The sequence below is a fragment of the Enterobacter sp. AN-K1 genome (genome assembly GCF_020971765.1).
In the GTDB taxonomy this organism is placed as follows: domain Bacteria; phylum Pseudomonadota; class Gammaproteobacteria; order Enterobacterales; family Enterobacteriaceae; genus Enterobacter; species Enterobacter hormaechei_C.
In genome coordinates, this window is the sequence record NZ_CP087390.1 from 1,209,364 (window position 1) to 1,228,224 (window position 18,861).

The 18,861-nt window shown below is 60.5% G+C and carries 20 protein-coding genes; 9 read left to right on the plus strand and 11 right to left on the minus strand.

The genetic code is table 11. The annotated features are described in order from the left end of the window. Positions 1-65 precede the first annotated feature (65 nt). A complete protein-coding gene (locus LOC22_RS05815) occupies positions 66-1,079 on the minus strand; it encodes a LacI family DNA-binding transcriptional regulator (RefSeq protein ID WP_196343912.1) in 1,014 nt (337 codons plus the stop codon). A gap of 214 nt (positions 1,080-1,293) precedes the next feature. Here LOC22_RS05815 and ascF point away from each other — a divergent pair, with 214 nt between their 5' ends. Further along, entirely contained in the window at positions 1,294-2,745 is a 1,452-nt protein-coding gene (gene ascF, locus LOC22_RS05820; RefSeq protein WP_063405108.1) for a PTS cellobiose/arbutin/salicin transporter subunit IIBC, read from the plus strand. An 18-nt stretch (positions 2,746-2,763) separates the two neighbouring features. Continuing rightward, positions 2,764-4,188: a 6-phospho-beta-glucosidase gene (locus LOC22_RS05825; protein WP_040118032.1), complete on the plus strand. Its 1,425-nt coding sequence runs from the start codon at positions 2,764-2,766 to the stop codon at positions 4,186-4,188. Between the two features lie 88 nt (positions 4,189-4,276). On the opposite strand, the gene hycI is transcribed toward LOC22_RS05825, so the two are convergent. The 9 genes from hycI to hycA all read right to left on the minus strand — a co-directional run bounded on the left by hycI (position 4,277) and on the right by hycA (position 12,057). Further along, entirely contained in the window at positions 4,277-4,732 is a 456-nt protein-coding gene (gene hycI, locus LOC22_RS05830; protein WP_017382797.1) for a hydrogenase maturation peptidase HycI, read from the minus strand. Then, the gene (locus tag LOC22_RS05835) at positions 4,725-5,135 is read right to left on the minus strand and encodes a formate hydrogenlyase maturation HycH family protein (protein WP_230239423.1); all 411 of its coding nucleotides are present in this window, start codon (positions 5,133-5,135) and stop codon (positions 4,725-4,727) included. Before LOC22_RS05835 ends, hycI begins: the two co-directional genes overlap by 8 nt. After that, entirely contained in the window at positions 5,132-5,899 is a 768-nt protein-coding gene (locus LOC22_RS05840; protein WP_032669323.1) for an NADH-quinone oxidoreductase subunit B family protein, read from the minus strand. The genes LOC22_RS05835 and LOC22_RS05840 overlap by 4 nt, the downstream gene beginning before the upstream one ends. Further along, positions 5,899-6,441 (minus strand): formate hydrogenlyase complex iron-sulfur subunit, encoded by a 543-nt coding sequence (locus LOC22_RS05845; RefSeq protein ID WP_110292581.1) that lies wholly within the window; start codon positions 6,439-6,441, stop codon positions 5,899-5,901. Before LOC22_RS05845 ends, LOC22_RS05840 begins: the two co-directional genes overlap by 1 nt. A 9-nt stretch (positions 6,442-6,450) precedes the next feature. After that, positions 6,451-8,160: a formate hydrogenlyase subunit HycE gene (hycE, locus tag LOC22_RS05850; protein ID WP_230239424.1), complete on the minus strand. Its 1,710-nt coding sequence runs from the start codon at positions 8,158-8,160 to the stop codon at positions 6,451-6,453. Positions 8,161-8,175: 15 nt separating this feature from the next. Beyond that, entirely contained in the window at positions 8,176-9,099 is a 924-nt protein-coding gene (locus LOC22_RS05855) for a respiratory chain complex I subunit 1 family protein (protein ID WP_017382801.1), read from the minus strand. 1 nt (position 9,100) lies between these two features. After that, a complete protein-coding gene (gene hycC, locus LOC22_RS05860; RefSeq protein WP_045141993.1) occupies positions 9,101-10,915 on the minus strand; it encodes a formate hydrogenlyase subunit 3 in 1,815 nt (604 codons plus the stop codon). After that, positions 10,912-11,520 carry a 4Fe-4S dicluster domain-containing protein gene (locus LOC22_RS05865; RefSeq protein ID WP_017382803.1) on the minus strand — a complete coding sequence of 203 codons (609 nt, stop codon included), beginning with the start codon at positions 11,518-11,520 and terminating at the stop codon, positions 10,912-10,914. The genes hycC and LOC22_RS05865 overlap by 4 nt, the downstream gene beginning before the upstream one ends. A 72-nt stretch (positions 11,521-11,592) precedes the next feature. After that, complete coding sequence (gene hycA / locus LOC22_RS05870; protein WP_017382804.1) at positions 11,593-12,057, minus strand: formate hydrogenlyase regulator HycA; 465 nt, start codon at positions 12,055-12,057, stop codon at positions 11,593-11,595. A 210-nt stretch (positions 12,058-12,267) separates the two neighbouring features. Between hycA and hypA the strand changes: the two genes are divergently transcribed. From hypA to flhA, 6 genes are all read left to right on the plus strand, one after another. Then, on the plus strand, positions 12,268-12,618 hold the full coding sequence (gene hypA, locus LOC22_RS05875) for a hydrogenase maturation nickel metallochaperone HypA (RefSeq protein WP_017692771.1): 351 nt from the start codon (positions 12,268-12,270) through the stop codon (positions 12,616-12,618). Between the two features lie 3 nt (positions 12,619-12,621). After that, complete coding sequence (hypB, locus tag LOC22_RS05880) at positions 12,622-13,485, plus strand: hydrogenase nickel incorporation protein HypB (RefSeq protein WP_032671926.1); 864 nt, start codon at positions 12,622-12,624, stop codon at positions 13,483-13,485. Next, the gene (locus LOC22_RS05885) at positions 13,476-13,748 is read left to right on the plus strand and encodes a HypC/HybG/HupF family hydrogenase formation chaperone (protein ID WP_015571696.1); all 273 of its coding nucleotides are present in this window, start codon (positions 13,476-13,478) and stop codon (positions 13,746-13,748) included. Before hypB ends, LOC22_RS05885 begins: the two co-directional genes overlap by 10 nt. 3 nt (positions 13,749-13,751) lie before the next feature. Further along, on the plus strand, positions 13,752-14,873 hold the full coding sequence (gene hypD, locus LOC22_RS05890) for a hydrogenase formation protein HypD (protein ID WP_032671927.1): 1,122 nt from the start codon (positions 13,752-13,754) through the stop codon (positions 14,871-14,873). After that, on the plus strand, positions 14,870-15,880 hold the full coding sequence (hypE, locus tag LOC22_RS05895) for a hydrogenase expression/formation protein HypE (protein WP_047055852.1): 1,011 nt from the start codon (positions 14,870-14,872) through the stop codon (positions 15,878-15,880). Before hypD ends, hypE begins: the two co-directional genes overlap by 4 nt. 62 nt (positions 15,881-15,942) lie before the next feature. Further along, a complete protein-coding gene (gene flhA / locus LOC22_RS05900; protein WP_017382808.1) occupies positions 15,943-18,015 on the plus strand; it encodes a formate hydrogenlyase transcriptional activator FlhA in 2,073 nt (690 codons plus the stop codon). Positions 18,016-18,076: 61 nt separating this feature from the next. Here the strand turns inward: flhA and LOC22_RS05905 are convergent, their stop codons facing one another. Next, the gene (locus LOC22_RS05905) at positions 18,077-18,421 is read right to left on the minus strand and encodes a nitrous oxide-stimulated promoter family protein (protein ID WP_022649174.1); all 345 of its coding nucleotides are present in this window, start codon (positions 18,419-18,421) and stop codon (positions 18,077-18,079) included. 175 nt (positions 18,422-18,596) lie between these two features. Here LOC22_RS05905 and LOC22_RS05910 point away from each other — a divergent pair, with 175 nt between their 5' ends. Beyond that, complete coding sequence (locus LOC22_RS05910) at positions 18,597-18,827, plus strand: SymE family type I addiction module toxin (protein WP_017692767.1); 231 nt, start codon at positions 18,597-18,599, stop codon at positions 18,825-18,827. The last annotated feature ends 34 nt before the right edge of the window (positions 18,828-18,861 follow it).

The window sequence follows — 18,861 nt, forward strand, 5'->3', positions numbered from 1 at the left end:
TTTATAGGGAAATTTAAAAGAGAAGGATCTGTCATCGTCATTAGTGACGATGACAGATGTCGACGTCAGCGATGCGGGCCGTCAATGACGGAGCCGCGCAGGATAAGCTCGCCGGAAAAGGTTTGCTGAGGCTTAAACTCACCGCCGTCGAGCATGAAAATCATACGGCTGATGGTCTCCTGAATCATCTCCGTTACTGGAATACGCACGCTGGAGAGGGACGGCACGATATAGGGCGCGATTGCCACATCGTCAAAGCCGATGACGGACACTGCGCCCGGCGTGGAGACGCCGCTCTCGTGCAGCTGCCTGATGGCGCCAATCGCCATGTCGTCGTTACTCGCCACCAGCGCGGTAAACGTTTCGCCGCGGGTGAGCAACTGAGAGACCGCCGCCGCGCCGCTGGCCGGGTTCCACTTCCCTTCGGCGATCAGCGCGTCGCGAACTGCAATCCCGTGCTGCGCCAGCGCGTCCTTGTAGCCGGAAAGACGCTCCACCCCGGTGGGGGAATCCAGCGAACCGGTGATAAACGCAATCTCCCGGTGGCCTTTCGCGATCAGCTGCGATACCGCGTCCTGACACGACGCTTTATGATCGGACCAGACGCTGTGGCTGCTGTTTTTCCGCAAACGGCGGTTGAGCACCATGATCGGCTGCTCGCATTTCTCAATGATCTCGTCCAGCGCTTCCACGCTCAGAAAACGCGGGTAGATGATCACCGCGTCGCAGCGCATGTCGAGCAGGTACTGGATCGCCTCGCGCTCCTCTTCGGCACTGTGCTTGCCGTCCGCCAGGATCAGCTGGCGCCCCTTCTCTTCCGTCATCCGCGCGGCGTTAAACAGCAGCTCGCTAAAGTAGACCCCATGGTACAGAGTGTTCGTCACCACCAGCCCCAGGGTCTGGGTGCGTTTGGTCGCCAGGTTTCGCGCCAGCAAATTAGGGCGATACCCGCTCTCTTCGATGGCCTGAAACACGCGGTCTTTCGTCTCCTGGCTGACGTAACCGTTCCCCGACAGCACCCGGGAGACCGTCGCTTTAGACACGCCTGCCCGCTTCGCCACTTCCAGCATCGTGGTCATAGTGTTATTCCATTCAAAACTGATGAGCCGCAGTGTACTGCACCGCAGAAAAATTGTCGCAGCGGCGTTATCACGCTTTTTACGGCCACGAGTGATCGTCATCACGAAACGAAAAAATGCATAAAAAGTGGTCTTGTTTCATTAAAAGAAACTCATGATGATTATGTGAAACCGGTTTCCTACACTTCTCACAACGATAACAGGATCACATCCGATGGCAAAAAATTACGCTGCGCTGGCAAACGACGTTGTCAGCGCGCTGGGCGGTAAAGAGAACATCGTCGCCGTCACCCACTGCATGACGCGCCTGCGCTTCGTTCTTAAAGACGAAAGCCTTACCGACGCCGCACGCCTGAAAAGCATCAGCGGCGTGCTCGGCGTGGTGCGCAACGACAACCAGTGTCAGGTGATCATCGGCAACACCGTGTCCCAGGCATACCGTGAAGTGGTGAGTCTGCTGCCCGCCAACCTGCAACCTGCCGTACCGGAAGGTCCGCAAAAACTGACCCTGCGCCGCATTGGTGCCGGGATCCTCGACGCGCTGATCGGCACCATGTCGCCGCTGATCCCGGCGATCATCGGCGGGTCGATGGTCAAGCTGCTGGCGATGATCCTTGAGATGACCGGCGTGCTGGGCAAAGGCGACCCGACGCTGACGATCCTGACCGTTATTGGCGACGGCGCGTTCTTCTTCCTGCCGCTGATGGTGGCGGCGTCCGCGGCGGTGAAGTTCAAAACCAACATGTCCCTGGCAATCGCCATCGCGGGCGTTCTGGTTCACCCGAGCTTTATCGAGCTGATGGCGAAAGCCGCGCAGGGCGAGCACGTTGAGTTCGCCTTCATTCCGGTGACGGCGGTGAAATACACCTACACGGTGATCCCCGCCCTGGTGATGACCTGGTGCCTGTCCTATATCGAACGCTGGGTGGATCGCATTACCCCGGCGGTGACCAAAAACTTCCTCAAGCCGATGCTGATCGTGCTGATTGCCGCCCCGCTCGCCATCGTACTGATTGGCCCGCTCGGGATCTGGATCGGCAGCGCCATCTCCGCGCTGGTCTACACCATTCACGGCTATCTGGGCTGGCTCTCCGTTGCCATTATGGGCGCGCTGTGGCCGCTGCTGGTGATGACCGGGATGCACCGCGTGTTTACGCCGACCATCATCCAGACCATTGCCGAAACGGGCAAAGAAGGGATGGTGATGCCGTCGGAAATCGGCGCCAACCTGTCGCTCGGCGGTTCGTCGCTGGCGGTGGCGTGGAAAACCAAAAACCCGGAGCTACGCCAGACGGCGCTGGCCGCGGCGGCCTCCGCCATCATGGCGGGGATCTCTGAACCGGCCCTGTACGGCGTGGCGGTACGCCTGAAGCGTCCGCTGATTGCGAGCCTGATCAGCGGCTTTATCTGCGGCGCGGTGGCGGGCATGGCAGGCCTTGCCAGCCACTCGATGGCGGCGCCGGGGCTGTTCACCAGCGTACAGTTCTTCGACCCGGCCAACCCGATGACCATCGTCTGGGTGTTTGGCGTGATGGGTCTGGCGGTGGTGCTGTCGTTCGTGCTGACCCTGCTGTTAGGGTTTGAGGATATCCCGGTAGAAGACGAAGCCGAAAAAGCACGCGCCCTGCAAACCGCACCGGTACAGAACAAAGCAGCAGAAGCATAAACTGAAAGCGAGGTAAGAATGTCTGTTTTTCCACAAGGATTTTTATGGGGCGGCGCGCTTGCCGCCAACCAGAGTGAAGGGGCTTACCGTGAAGGCGGCAAAGGACTGACCACGGTCGACATGATCCCCCACGGCGCAAACCGTCTGGCGGTAAAAGTCGGCAAGGAAAAACGGTTTTCGTTGCGGGACGACGAATTCTACCCGAGCCACGAGGCGATTGATTTTTACCATCGCTACAAAGAAGACATCGCCCTGATGGCGGAGATGGGCTTTACGGTGTTCCGCACCTCGATTGCCTGGAGCCGCCTCTACCCGAACGGCGACGAACCGCTGCCGAATCAGGAAGGCATTGCCTTCTACCGCGCGGTGTTCGAGGAGTGTAAAAAGTACAACATCGAGCCGCTGGTGACGCTCTGCCACTTCGACGTGCCGATGCACCTGGTGACGGAGTACGGCTCCTGGCGCAACCGTAAGATGGTGGATTTCTTCGCCCGCTACGCCCGCACCTGCTTCGAGGCGTTTAACGGGCTGGTTAAATACTGGCTGACCTTCAACGAAATCAACATCATGCTGCACAGCCCGTTCTCCGGCGCGGGGCTGGTATTTGAAGAAGGTGAAAACGAGGACCAGGTGAAGTACCAGGCCGCGCACCACGAGCTGGTGGCGAGCGCGCTGGCGACCAAAATTGCCCACGAGGTGAACCCGGAAAACCAGGTCGGTTGTATGCTGGCGGGCGGCAATTTTTACCCCTGGTCCTGCAAGCCGGAAGACGTGTGGATGGCGCTGGAAAAAGACCGCGAGAACCTGTTCTTTATCGACGTGCAGGCGCGCGGCAGCTATCCGGCTTACTCTGCCCGCGTGTTCCGCGAGAAAGGCGTGGTGATTGTGAAAGACCCGGGCGACGATGAACTGCTGAAAAACACCGTCGACTTTGTCTCGTTCAGCTATTACGCCTCGCGCTGCGCGTCGGCGGACATGAACGCGGGAAACACCAGCGCGGCGAACATCGTGAAGTCCCTGCGCAACCCGCATATTCAGGTGAGCGAATGGGGCTGGGGCATTGACCCGCTCGGCCTGCGCATCACCATGAACATGATGTACGACCGCTACCAGAAGCCGCTGTTCCTGGTGGAAAACGGCCTTGGAGCGAAGGACGTCATTGATGAAAACGGCGAGATCAACGACGACTACCGAATCAGCTACCTGCGCGAGCATATTCGCGCGATGGCTGATGCGATTGAGGACGGCGTACCGCTGCTGGGCTACACCACCTGGGGCTGCATTGACCTTGTCTCGGCCTCAACGGGGGAAATGAGCAAGCGCTACGGGTTTGTGTACGTCGACCGGGACGACGCCGGGAACGGCACGCTGGACCGCAAGCGCAAGAAATCATTCTGGTGGTATAAGAAGGTGATTGCGAGTAACGGGGGGGATCTGGAGTAGCCTGTTGCCCTCACCCCAGCCCTCTCCCACAGGGAGAGGGAGATGGGTTTGGTAGGCCGGGTAAGGCGAAGCCGCCACCCGGCACTGCTCAGAGCTGAGAAAATCCCCCATCCCCAACCCACCCGGCAAGCCGTGAATAGACCACGTCCACCGCCTCTTTCACCGGCTGCGTCATCGGGTAATAGAACCCGACAATGTCCGGCTGAATCCCCAGAAACAGCACCTCACCCACGTCGTCTTTAATCTGATCGACCAGGTAGTTCAGCGGCATATTGTGCGTCGTCATCATAAACATTTCGGCGATGTCGTCCGGGTCAATCAGGCGGATCTCACCGGGGTTGAGCCCCATATCGGTGGCATCAACGATTAACAGCCTGTCCGGGCGCAGCTCGCGAATGGCCACCACGTCGTTTTCCGGCGCGCTGCCGCCGTCAATCACCACCCAACTGCCCGGCGGGTTTGCGGCGCACAGTTCCGCCAGCAGCGGACCCGCGCCGTCGTCGCCCATCATGCTGTTGCCGACACACAGTAAAACGTCAGTCACGTAATCTCCTCACCATCAGGTAGATGGCACTCTCCTGATGAATATCGTGCAGCATGCTAAGCAGTGTTTTGCTCCACGCCTGCTGCTCGGGGGTTTGCCTGCTCAGCGCCTCGTCAAAGGCGTTAGCGAGGATCGCAATGTGGTTGGCATCGATGACGATCTCGCCGTATTTCGGCACGCCCTCCATCTTGCGCCGCGCCGTGCTGCCCTCCTCCAGCGTGGCGATCCACGCCAGGTAATCGGCCCACGGGCAGCTCAGCGCCGCCTCCAGGCAGTCGATCACCCCTAGGTGATGCCCAATCGCCAGGCTGTAATAGACCACCTGCTGCGCCGCAGCCGGCGTGGCATCGTTCTCATCAATAAACTTACGGCTCAGCTGGCTGAACACCACCGTTTCACTCATCGGATACGCGCCTCATCCACGATGCTGTTCAGGTTCGCCACGATCTCATTGAGTCGCGGATCGTTTTCCGCCTCCAGCCAGCGCGCCACCTGATGGTCGCCCTGGCTCAGCAGGCGCAGATAATCGTCGGCAATCTGGCGGCCATAGCGATAGCCCGCCAGCCTGCGCGCCGTGCGGTCGATCTTCACCCGCAGCGGCTGCACCATATCCGGGTGCAGGATAGTGGCTGGCTGGTTGTCCAGCTCGCCCGGCTCGCGGGCGTGGATTTTCTGCTCCAGCAGGCCGAGCGCCATGGCAAAACCGTACAGCGTCGCGGCGGGCGTCGGCGGGCAGCCCGGAATGTAGACGTCCACCGGCACGATTTTGTCGGTGCCGCCCCAGACGCAGTACAGGTCGTGGAAGATGCCGCCGCTGTTGCCGCAGGCACCGTACGAGATGCAGATTTTCGGGTCCGGCGCGGACTGCCAGGCGCGCAGCGCGGGGGATCGCATGGCGCGGGTGACGGCCCCGGTAAACAGCAGAATGTCCGCATGGCGCGGAGACGGCACCACTTTGATGCCGAAGCGCTCGGCGTCAAACAGCGGTGACAGCGTGGCGAAGATCTCGATCTCGCAGCCGTTGCAGCCGCCGCAGTCCACGCGGTAGACGTAGGCCGAGCGTTTGATTTTTTTCAGCAGCGACGCCTTCATGCTGGCGATGGATTCGTCCACCGTCATCGGCACCGGAATGCCGTTAGCGTCGCGCGGGCCGAGTAAGTTTTCCATCAGCTGGCCTCTCTCATATGGCGGGTGATATCAATACGGTCGGACGGCAGCAGGCATTTCTGACGCTTGCACTCCGGGCAGGTTTCGAAGCTTTCACGGTGATGCTCCGCGCGGACGTCGCCGTTGTGCTTCAGCAGCGCGATGGCGTAGTCGATCTCTTTTTGCACGGCGAACGGACGCTTGCAGACGCGGCAGTTGCACAGCGCAAAGCGCGACTGCTGGAGGAAGTCCTCTTTTTTCCACACCGCCAGCTCGTACTCCTGAGACAGGCGAATGGCCACCGTCGGGCAGACCTCCTCGCAGCGGCCGCAGAAGATGCAGCGCCCGAGGTTAAACTGCCAGGCCAGCTCGCCGGTTTTCAGGTCCGTTTCCACCGTTAAGGCATTCGACGGGCAGGCGTTGACGCAGGCCGCGCAGCCGATGCACTGCTGCGGATTGTGCTCCGGCTTGCCGCGAAAGTTTTTATCCACCGGCATCGGCTCCAGCGGATAGCTGCTGGTCTGCGTGCCGGTTTTGATCACTTTTTTGATAAAGGTAAACATGGCGAGTCCTTATTTCAGCGGCGAGTTTTTACGCTCAATGCTGTAGCGCTCAAGCTCTTTGTACGGCACCACCTGGCTTTTCTTCTTGCGCACGTCCACGACGGTCATGCGGTCGGTGCAGGAGTAGCACGGGTCGAGGCTGCCGATGATCAGCGGCGCATCGGAAACCGTGTTGCCGCGCAGCATGTAGCGCAGGGTTGGCCAGTTGGCGTAGGTGGCCGCGCGGCAGCGCCACCGGTAGAGCTTCTGGTTGTCGCCGGTCATGCTCCAGTGAATGTCGTCCCCGCGCGGCGCTTCGGCAAAGCCGAGGGCAAAGCGGTTTGGAATGTAGGTAAAGCCCTCCACCATCAGCGGGCCGCCCGGCAGGTTATCGAGGCCGTAGTCGATCATGTTCAGCGCGGTGAATACCTCGTTGATGCGCACCTTCAGACGGGAGATGACGTCGCAGCCCTGCTCGCTGTGCACGGTCATCGGCAGCAGGCCGTAGCCGACGAACGGGTGATCGGCGCGGGTATCGCGGGCGTGGCCGCTGGCGCGCACCATCGGACCAACGTTACTGAAGTCGCGGGCGATTTCCGGGTCAAGACGACCAATCCCGACGGTGCGCTGCTCAATGTTTGGCGTGCTGAGCAGCATGTCCACCAGCTCCTGCACGTCCCGCCGCATCTGCTGCGCCAGCTGGCGGGTCTGGATCATGTCGTCTTTCAGCAGGTCGCGGCGGATCCCGCCGATCAGGTTCAGGCCGTAGGTTTTACGCGCCCCGGTAAGGATCTCCGCCATCTTCATCGACGCCTCGCGCACGCGGAAGAACTGCATAAACCCGGAGTCAAAGCCGACGAAGTGGCAGGCCAGGCCGAGGTTGAGCAGGTGCGAGTGCAGGCGCTCCACCTCCAGCAGAATGGCGCGGATCATCTGCGCGCGTTCCGGCACCACGATCCCCATGCCGTTTTCCACAGAGGTGGTGTAGGCGGTGCTGTGGGCAAAGCCGCAGATGCCGCACACGCGGTCAGAGAGGAACGTGACTTCGTTGTAGCCCATGCGGGTCTCCGCCAGCTTCTCCATGCCGCGGTGGACGTAGAACAGGCGGTAGTCGGCGTCGATAATGTTCTCGCCGTCGACGAACAGGCGGAAGTGGCCCGGTTCGTCGGAGGTAACGTGCAGCGGGCCAATCGGCACCACGTTATTCTTCTTGCTGCCCAGCTCGTTGATGAACTCGTAGGTTTCGCTGTCGGTGGTCGGGGCCGGGCGCTGGCGGTAGTCCATGCTGACCTTGCGCAGCGGATAGAGTTCATCCGGCCAGTCGTCCGGCAGCACCAGGCGACGCTCGTCAGGCAGGCCAACCGGCACCAGACCATACATGTCGCGCACTTCGCGCTCGCCCCAGACGGCGGCAGGCACGCGCGGCGTGACGGAGGGGTATTCCGGCTTGTTCGGGTCGATTTCGACGCGCACGGTGAGCCAGCACTTCTCCCCCTGCTCCATCGACATCACGTAGTACACCGCATAGTTGCCACACAGCTGACGCTCGTCGTTGCCGAACAGCACTGACAGCCAGCCGCCCTGCTGGTAATAGAGAAACTCCACCACTTCCGGCAGATAGTTCACCTTAATGGTGACGGTGATCTGGTCTTTGGTTTGCCAGGACTCCTCCAGCACCACGCCCGGGAAAGCCTGATGCAACGCGGCGAGATACTGCTGACCTTTCTTTTCTTCAGACATAAACACTCTCTTTAATCACGCCACCAGCAAGGAGACGAACGCTAAAAATGCAAAACCAAAACCGGCCCAGGTGATGCGTGACGTTTCAACAAAACGCAGGCGCGCCATGCTGTTTTCAAACAGGGCAATCACCAGCACGCCGATAAGCAGCTTGAGCACAGCCACCACCACGGCCAGCAGCAGGCCGCCCGCAGAGAAGTGCGTCATCTGCCCCCACGGGAAGAAAACGCCGACGAACATCTGCAACACCACCAGCTGCTTGAGGCTGATGCCCCACTTCAGCACCGCAAAGCCGTAGCCGCTGTATTCGGTGAGCGGCCCCTCCTGTAATTCCTGCTCCGCTTCCGCGAGATCGAACGGCAACTTGCCCATCTCGATAAAGGTGGCGAACGCGCAGGCGCAGAGCGCCAGCACCAGCGGGAGAGAACGTGAAACCGGCCAGTGGTAAACGGTGTCGGTGATAAAACTGATATGGGTCGAGCCTGCAACCTGCGCGGCGACCCACAGCCCCAGCAGCAGAATTGGCTCAACCAGCACGCCGAGCATCGCTTCGCGGCTGGCGCCGATACCCGTAAACGGGCTGCCGGTATCCAGACCCGCAATCGCAAAGAAGAAACGCGCGATGGCGAAGAGGTAGATCAGCGTAATAAGATCGCCCAGCACCGGCAGCGGCGAGCCCACCGTCACCACCGGCAGCGCGGTGGCGATGGTCAGCATCACGCCCACCATCACAAACGGCGTCAGGCGGAACACCCAGCCTGCGGCGTCCGGCGCGACGCTCTGACGGGAGAGCAGTTTGAAGAGATCGCGGTACTCCTGGAGCACGCCAGGCCCGCGACGGTTGTGCAGCCGGGCGCGCGCCACGCGCGTGATGCCCGACAGCAGCGGCGCGGCGGCGAACAGCACCAGCGCCTGAAGAATTGCCAGTAACAGACTCATGTCAGGCTCCTCGTGAAATGACAATCACCACCAGCACCGCCAGCTCGATCAGCGCCAGGCGGCGGAACAGCACGGGCACGGCAGCACCCTGCCAGCCCGGCACCCAGCCCACCGGGTTCAGCCAGTGGCGCAGCTTCAGCACGGCGGCGAAGTTCTCCTTCACCGGCATAGCGAAACCGTGGGCGGTGATGACCATCGACTGCTCATGTTCGTAGCCGCAGGCCCACGCCGCGCCGCGCGAACGGGAGGCGAGACGGTCGCGTCTGAAGAACAGCATCAGCACGAACGGCAGGAGCGGCGCGGCAATCAGCAGCAGCGCCATCATCGGCTGGGAAACGACGGTATGCGCCGTGACCAGCGGCAGCGGAATGGCGTGGCCCAGCAGCGGCAGCAACCACGGCGCGGCGACGCCGCCCGCGATGCAGCACAGCGCCAGTGCGACCACGCTTACGCCCATCAGTAGCGGTGCGCAGCAGGCGTTCTCAGCCTCACGCGTACGCGGTGCGCCCAGGAAGGTGACTCCGTAAACCTTCGCCATACACATCACCGCCAGCGCGCCGGTGATCGCCAGGCCCACCGCCAGCAGCGGGCCGAGTAAACGCCCGATAAACGCCTCGCTCTGGCCGAGGGCGAAGAAGGACTGATAAATCACCCACTCGCCGGCAAAGCCGTTCAGCGGCGGCAGCGCAGCCATCGCCATCAGCCCGACCAGCATCGCCAGCGAAATGACGGGCATTTTTTTGCCAATCCCGCCGAGCTTTTCAATATCGCGGTGCCCGGTGCGGAACCAGACGCTGCCCGCACCGAGGAACAGGGTGCTTTTAAACAGACTGTGGTTGATAAGGTGATACAGACCGCCAATAAACCCGGCGGCAATCAGCGCCGGCTGGTTGAGCGCCAGCCCGGTGACGCCCGCGCCCATGCCGAGCAGGATAATCCCGATGTTCTCCAGGGTGTGGTACGCCAGCAGACGCTGGATGTTGTGCTCCATCAGCGCGTACAGCCCGCCGACGAACGCGGTGATCATCCCCGCAATCAGCAGCGCCACGCCCCACCACAGCGGCGGCTGACCGCCCGTCAGGGTTATCATCAGGATGCCGAACAGACCGACCTTCATCACCACGGTGGAGAACAGCGCAGCGGCCGGGGCTGAGGCATTGGCATGCGCCTGCGGCACCCAGCCGTGCAGCGGGATAATCCCGGCCAGCAGGCCAAAACCGACTACGCCCAACAGCCAGACGTCGTTGCCCAGCGGCTGACCGTTAAGCGCGGCAAAATCCAGCGTGCCGAAACGCTGCCACACCAGCCAGCAGGCCAGCGCCAGCAGCAGCGTACCGAGACGTCCGAGCGCAAACCACAGCTTGCCGGAGGCGCTGCATCCGGTCAGGAACACGCCGCACAGGGCCATGATTTCTGCCATCACCACCAGCGCGCCGAGGTTGCTGGCGATAACGGTACAGACCGCGGCGGCCATCAACAGGTTAACCAGCAGGCCGTTGGCTTTGGTGTGCTGATGTCGGTGCCAGTCGACATTAAACAGGCTGATAAACAGCCCGCACAGGCCAAAGGTTATCAGCCAGATGGCGTTCAGCGGCGTAAGCTCAACGGCGTGGTGAATCAGCGGGATGAGGGTGTCGACGGACTGGCCGTCGATCAGGACAACCCCGCCCGCCGCCAGCGTCATCAGGCTGCCGACCGCCCCACCGATACCGGCGATCACCCCGCTCAGCGTTTTATGGAAGGAGAGGAGCAGCGCCAGGACAGCGGCGGCGGCAAACCAGGCCACACCGCTGGTCATCATAACTATCGCGTTCATTTCGCCCCCTCGTTAAGCGCCCGCAGCAGCGAAAGATCGCCGACGTCGGTATTGATGGTCAGCTCGCGCTTGCGTTTGCTGGTGCGAGCGATGTCGCGGATGTTGACCAGGACCAGCGCCCGGGTCGGGCAGGTCCGCACGCAGGCCGGACCCTGCTCATCGAAGCTGCACAGATCGCACTTCACCGCAACGGCGCGAATGCCCGGCACCCAGTCCAGCAGCGTACTCACGCGTGCCGGAGCCGGTGGCGCAGGCGGCGCTTTCGCAGTATTAGCATTCGCCGGAATATGCAGCGGACGGCTGCCGGAAAACTCAATGGCGCCGAACGGACAGGCGATGCCGCACAGCTTGCAGCTCACGCACAGGCTTTCGTTCAGCTGTACCGCGCCGTCAACGCGGGTGATGGCATTGACAGGACAGACGCCCGCGCACGGGGCGTCTTCACAGTGGTGACAGAGCTGCGGGGCAGACTCTTTCTCATTACGCATGACGCGCAGGCGCGGCATGGACTGTAGCCCGTGCAGGCGGTGCGTTTCTGAGCACGCCGCCTCACAGGTCCGACAGCCAATACAGACCGTCGAGTCAGCAATTACAAAACGGTTCACCGGGTCATCCTCTGGTGATGGTCATTTTTGACGAAAAAAACTGTCTTATCGACACTTCTCGACACTCGCTTTTCAGGCCACGTTCGCGGAGGATTTTCCGTCGATCAGCTGTTTCAGGTTGACTGGCCTGTCATGCTCAACGGCGGCGTAGAGGCCGTTATAAACCGGCGCGATTTTCTCCAGATAGTGCTCCAGCACCTGCTGGCGATCGCGGTTGCTGACGTGACCGTCCACCATGCCGTCCGCCATCAGCTGCGCCCGGGCGATGCAGTGCCTGTCGCCCTCTTTCGTCTCGACGTAGTACTCAATCGTGTGGCTGTTGAAGGTCTCCGCCAGGGTGACGTAAATCGTAAAGTGACCGAACAGGACAAAACGCATATCCCCCTGCGCCGCACAGCTCATGGCGTGATGCAGATGGGCCTTCGACAGCGTGATCCCCTGGATCAGTGAATTGCAGTACAGGTGCCATTGCTCCTGGAGCTGCTGATGACGTTGCGCGATGTAATCCGCTTTTTCGCTAATTTCCCAAATAGTCATAAAAGGTATCCGGTTAATGGAGTTAGCGGCTGTTAAGCAGATTTCGTGCCAGTTTTTAATTTATTGATTTAAATGGATTTTAAAGAGATGCGCACTGTCACCGCCGCGGTGTCGACGTGTCATTTCGACAGCGTTGACATCGTCATGCCGTAACGCAAATCAAGCTGGCACCGTTATTGCATTGAAGGGGCAATTCATTAAGGAGGCGTCATGCACGAAATCACCCTCTGCCAGCGGGCACTGGAACTTATCGAACAGCAGGCAGTGCAAAACCACGCGAAACGCGTCACCGGCGTCTGGCTGAAGGTCGGGGCGTTTTCCTGCGTCGAGACCAGCGCCCTCACCTTCTGTTTTGAGCTGGTGTGCCGCGGCACGCTGGCGGAAGGGTGCGCGCTGCATATCGACGAGCAGCAGGCGGAGTGCTGGTGCGAGCAGTGTCAGCAGTACGTCACGCTGCTGTCATCGAAGGTACAGCGCTGTCCGCAGTGCCAGAGCAGCGGGCTGCGCATCGTGGCGGATGACGGTATGCAGATCCAACGCCTCGAAATCGAGAAGGAGTAATGTATGTGTAGTACCTGCGGTTGCGCTGAAGGCAACCTGTATATAGAAGGGGATGAACACCGTCCCCACTCCGCGTTTCGCTCCGCGCCCTTTTCTCCTGCCCCGCGTCCCGCGGCGGCCCTGACCGGCATCACCTTTGCCCCGCAGCGTTCCGACGCGGGCGACCTCCATTACGGCCATGGCGAAGCGGGTACGCACGCGCCGGGCATCAGCCAGCGCCAGATGCTGGAGGTGGAGATCAACGTGCTGGACAAGAATAACCAGCTCGCCGCCCGCAATCGCGCCCGCTTTGCCGCGCGCGAACAGCTGGTGCTGAACCTGGTCTCCAGCCCCGGCTCCGGTAAAACCACGCTGCTGACCGAAACCCTTAAACGTCTGAACGAACACGTCTCCTGCGCCGTAATCGAAGGCGACCAGCAAACGGTAAACGACGCCGCGCGCATCCGCGAAACCGGTACGCCTGCGATTCAGGTCAACACCGGGAAAGGGTGCCACCTGGACGCGCAGATGATTGCCGACGCCGCCCCGCGCCTGCCGCTGGCGGATAACGGTATCCTGTTTATTGAAAACGTCGGCAACCTGGTCTGCCCGGCAAGCTTCGACCTCGGCGAGCGGCATAAAGTGGCGGTGCTCTCCGTGACCGAAGGGGAAGACAAGCCGCTGAAATATCCGCATATGTTTGCCGCCGCCTCCCTCATGCTGCTGAACAAGGTCGACCTGCTGCCGTACCTGAATTTCGACGTGGATAAGTGCCTGGCTTACGCCCGGGAAGTGAACCCGGACATTGAGATCCTGCTGGTTTCCGCCACGCGCGGCGACGGGATGGACGCCTGGCTGAACTGGCTGGAGAACGAACGATGTGCATAGGCGTCCCCGGACAAATTCATTCCCTCGACGGCAATCAGGCCAAAGTGGAAGTCTGCGGCATCCTGCGCGATGTCGACCTGACGCTGGTAGGCAGCCACGATGAGACCGGCGCAACGCGTCTAGGCCAGTGGGTGCTGGTCCACGTGGGTTTTGCCATGAGCGTGATTAATGAGGAAGAAGCCCGCGACACGCTGGATGCGCTACAGAATATGTTTGACGTCGAGCCGGACGTGGGCGCCCTGCTGTATGGTGAGGAGCGATAACACATGCGTTACGTTGATGAATATCGCGCGCCGGAGCAGGTGTTGCAGCTTATCGATCGCCTGAAAACCCGCGCCTCGCTGCTGGACTACACGAAAGAAAAACCGCTGCGGATCATGGAGGTGTGCGGCGGACACACCCACGCCATCTTTAAATTTGGCCTCGACCAGCTGCTGCCGGAGAACATCGAGTTTATCCACGGCCCCGGCTGCCCGGTGTGCGTGCTGCCGATGGGGCGCATCGACAGCTGTATCGACATCGCCAGCCGCCCCGGTGTGATTTTTTGCACCTTTGGCGACGCCATGCGTGTTCCGGGAAAAAATGGCTCGCTGCTCCAGGCGAAGGCGCGCGGCGCGGACGTGCGGATCGTCTACTCACCGATGGATGCCCTGACGCTGGCGATGGCTAATCCTGAGCGTAAGGTCGTCTTTTTCGGGCTGGGTTTTGAAACCACCATGCCCGCCACCGCCATTACCCTCCAGCAGGCGAAAGCCCGCAACGTCACAAACTTTTACTTTTTCTGCCAGCACATCACGCTTATTCCCACGCTGCGCAGCCTGCTTGAAGCGCCGGATAACGGTATCGACGCGTTTCTGGCGCCGGGCCACGTCAGCATGGTGATCGGCACAGAAGCCTACGGTTTTATCGCTGAACAGTACAATCGTCCGTTAGTGGTGGCTGGTTTCGAGCCACTTGATCTACTGCAAGGCGTGACCATGCTGGTTGAGCAGAAAATAGCGGCCCTGAGTGCGGTGGAAAATCAGTATCGTCGCGTGGTGCCCGATGCAGGTAACAGACGGGCACAGCAGGCCATAGCCGACGTGTTTAGCGTCGAAGGCGACAGCGAGTGGCGCGGACTGGGGCTGATTGCCGAATCCGGCGTGCACCTGACGCCCACGTATCGCGCCTTCGACGCCGAAGCGCATTTCCGCCCGCAACCGCAGCAGGTGTGCGACGATCCCCGCGCCCGCTGTGGCGACGTACTCACCGGCAAATGCAAACCTCATCACTGCCCGTTATTTGGCAACGCCTGTAACCCGCAAACCGCGTTTGGCGCGCTGATGGTCTCTTCCGAAGGGGCATGCGCCGCGTGGTATCACTATCGCAACCAGGAGTGTGAAGCATGAACACGGTGGAAATGGCGCACGGAAGCGGAGGACAGGCGATGCAGCAGCTGATTAACCGGCTGTTCATGGAAGCCTTTAATAACCCCTGGCTCGCCGAGCAGGAAGATCAGGCGCGTATTGACCTCGCGACGCTGGCCGCCCACGGCGACAGGCTGGCGTTCTCTACCGACAGCTACGTGATTGACCCGCTGTTCTTCCCGGGCGGCGATATCGGCAAGCTCGCCGTCTGCGGCACGGCAAACGACGTCGCCGTCAGCGGCGCGATCCCCCGCTACCTCTCCTGCGGGTTTATCCTCGAAGAAGGGTTACCAATGGAGACGCTCACGGCGGTGGTCAACAGCATGGCGCACACCGCCCGCGAGGCGGGAATCGCCATCGTCACCGGGGATACCAAGGTGGTACAGCGCGGCGCGGCGGATAAGCTCTTCATCAACACCGCCGGGATGGGGGCGATCCCTGCCGACATTCACTGGAGCGCGCAGCAGCTTTGCGCAGGCGACGTGCTGATTGTCAGCGGCACGCTGGGCTGCCACGGGGCAACCATCCTGAACCTGCGCGAAGGCCTGGGGCTGGATGGCGAGCTGCGCAGTGACTGCGCGGTACTCACGCCGCTGATCCAGACGCTGCGCGACATGCCGGGCGTAAAAGCCCTGCGCGACGCCACGCGGGGCGGCGTGAATGCCGTCGTGCACGAGTTCGCGGCAAGCTGCGGCTGCGGGATTGAGCTGACCGAGCGCGGCCTGCCCGTTAAGCCCGCCGTGCGCGGGCTGTGCGAGCTACTAGGTCTAGACCCGCTTAACTTTGCCAATGAGGGCAAGCTGGTGATCGGCGTGGAACGCGCGGCGGCGGAAGCCGTACTTGCACAGCTGCGCGCGCATCCTTTAGGGAAAGACGCGGCCATCATCGGCGACGTGGTTGAGCGCAAAGGGGTGCGCCTGACCGGGCTTTACGGCGTGAAGCGCACGCTGGATCTGCCGCACGCTGAACCGTTACCCCGAATTTGCTAGACCGCGCCAAAAGCGGTCAGCGCTGAATTTCTCTTTTTGCCAGTTTCTATTGGAAAGCAACAATGCCGTATACACCGATGAGTGATCTTGGACAGCAGGGCCTGTTTGACATCACGCGCACACTTTTACAACAGCCCGATCTCGGCGCGCTGAGCGATGCCCTGACGCGGCTGGTCAGGCAATCAGCGCTGGCGGACAGCGCCGCCATTGTGCTCTGGCATAGCGCAACCCACCGCGCGAGCTATTTCTCAACGCGTGATAACGGCAAAATCTTCGAATATGAAGATGAAACGTTTCTGGCCCACGGCCCGGTGCGGCGTATCCTCTCCCGCCCGGAAGCGCTGCACTGCAATTTTGACCAGTTTCGCCAGGCCTGGCCGAAGCTGGCAGAGAGCAATCTTTACCACCCGTTCGGCCACTACAGCATGCTGCCGCTGGCGGTGGAAGGGCAAATTTTTGGCGGCTGCGAGTTTATCCGCGATACCGACCAGCCCTGGAGCGAGGCGGAGTACGAACGCCTGCACACCTTTACCCAGATTGTGGCCGTTGTCGCGGAGCAGATCCAAAGCCGCGTCACCAATAACGTGGATTACGACCTGCTGAGCCGCGAGCGCGATAACTTCCGCATTCTGGTTGCCATCACCAACGCCGTGCTCTCCCGCCTGGACATGGATGAGTTGGTCAGCGAAGTGTCAAAAGAGATCCATCACTATTTTAAAATCGATGCCATCAGCATTGCGCTACGCGGCAACCGGAAAGGCAAGCTGAACATCTACTCCACCCACTACCTTGATGAAGCCAACCCGGCGCACGAGCAGAGCGAAGTGGACGAAGCGGGAACGCTGTCCGAGCGGGTATTTAAAAGCAAAGAGATCCTGCTGCTCAATCTCAATGAACAGGATCCGGTAGCCCCCTACGAGCGGATGTTGTTCAACACCTGGGGCAACAAGATCCAGACCCTGTGCCTGCTGCCGCTGATGTCCGGCAACACCATGCTCGGCGTGCTTAAACTGGCGCAGTGCGATGAAGCCGTATTTACCACCGCTAACCTGAAGCTGCTGCGCCAGATCGCCGAGCGTATCTCCATTGCGCTGGATAACGCCCTCGCCTATCAGGAGATCCATCGCCTGAAGGAGCGGCTGGTGGACGAAAACCTGGCGCTGACCGAGCAGCTCAACAACGTGGACAGCGAGTTTGGCGAAATCATCGGGCGCAGCGATGCCATGTACAGCGTCCTTAAGCAGGTGGAAATGGTGGCGCAGAGCGACAGCACGGTGCTGATCCTCGGTGAAACCGGTACCGGGAAAGAGCTGATTGCCCGGGCGATCCACAATCTGAGCAACCGCAATAGCCGCCGGATGGTGAAGATGAACTGCGCGGCGATGCCTGCGGGCTTACTGGAAAGCGACCTGTTCGGCCACGAGCGCGGCGCCTTTACCGGCGCCAGCAGCCAGCGGCTGGGCCGTTTTGAACTGGCGGATAAAAGCTCGTTGTTCCTCGACGAAGTGGGCGATATGCCGCTGGAGCTTCAGCCCAAGCTGCTGCGCGTTTTGCAGGAGCAGGAGTTCGAGCGCCTCGGCAGCAACAAGCTGATCCAGACCGACGTGCGTCTGATTGCCGCCACCAATCGCGATCTGAAAAAAATGGTCGCCGACCGCGAGTTTCGCAGCGATCTTTACTATCGCCTGAACGTCTTCCCGATCTGCCTGCCGCCGCTGCGCGAGCGCCCGGAAGATATTCCGCTGCTGGTGAAAGCCTTTACCGCGAAGATTGCCCGCCGGATGGGGCGAAATATCGACAGTATTCCTGCCGAAACGCTACGCACACTCTCGGCGATGGAGTGGCCGGGGAACGTGCGCGAGCTGGAAAACGTCATTGAACGCGCGGTCCTGCTGACCCGCGGGAACGTGCTCCAGCTCTCCCTGCCAGAGGTTACTCCTTCTGAAACGACCGTGACCGCAACCGAGCTTGCGAAAGAGGGAGAAGATGAATATCAGCTCATTATGCGAGTGCTGAAGGAGACCAACGGCGTGGTAGCCGGACCGAAAGGTGCGGCGCAACGGCTGGGTCTGAAGCGTACCACCCTGCTCTCGCGCATGAAGCGTCTGGGAATCGATAAAGAGAGCCTGAATTAACCCGTCATTCCGGCGACGTCGCCCTGCGCGTAATTTGTCGCCCACTGCGGCGCGGAGCCGGTTATTTTTTGGGCCGATACTTTTCGGGTAATTCCGGAACCGGACGGCGATCGTCGATCAGATGACGGATGGTCAGAATCGGATGGCGCCATAACATACGTGGCCCTGCCCAGCGCATCACCTGCTTCATCTCTTCCCGTCGGGCGGGCTGATAACAGTGCACAGGGCACTGTTTGCAGGCAGGTTTTTCCTCACCAAACACGCATTTATCCAGCCGCTTATCGGCATAAGCCTTGAGCGCCGAATAGTGCCCCTCTTCTTTTATGGCGTGCGGACACCTGTTTTCGTACAGGGCGATCATTCTGGCGATCGTCTTTTTTTCTCGTGAAATACGTTTACCGGACATAACGTCGTCCTCAACAATAAAGTGCATTTATAATACCCTTTTATCCGCACATTTTCAGTCATTGCATTCCATTTTCTGAAGCGCCCTTCCAGAATTACCCCGCCCCCCGCTGCGTTTTACTGGTATTTTATACAGGCATAAATAACCACCTTTGACCGCATTCACCGGAGAGCTTATGCAAGAGATCGCGATCGCCAAACCCTATCGTCACTTGAAAGTGGGTTACTTCAGAAAACGTCATGAAGACCGTAAAACGAAAATTCCAAAACGCTACAGCGTACACGCAGCGCTGAGCCTGAAAGGCGACTGGCTTGAGCAAGCGGGATTTACCACCAACTCGCAGGTTCGGGTGGGCGTCGAGCACGGGAAAATCATCATTGAATTAATGGTGGAAGATGCCTCGTAAAGTCGTGACTTTTTTCTGCGCCGCACCTTTTTTT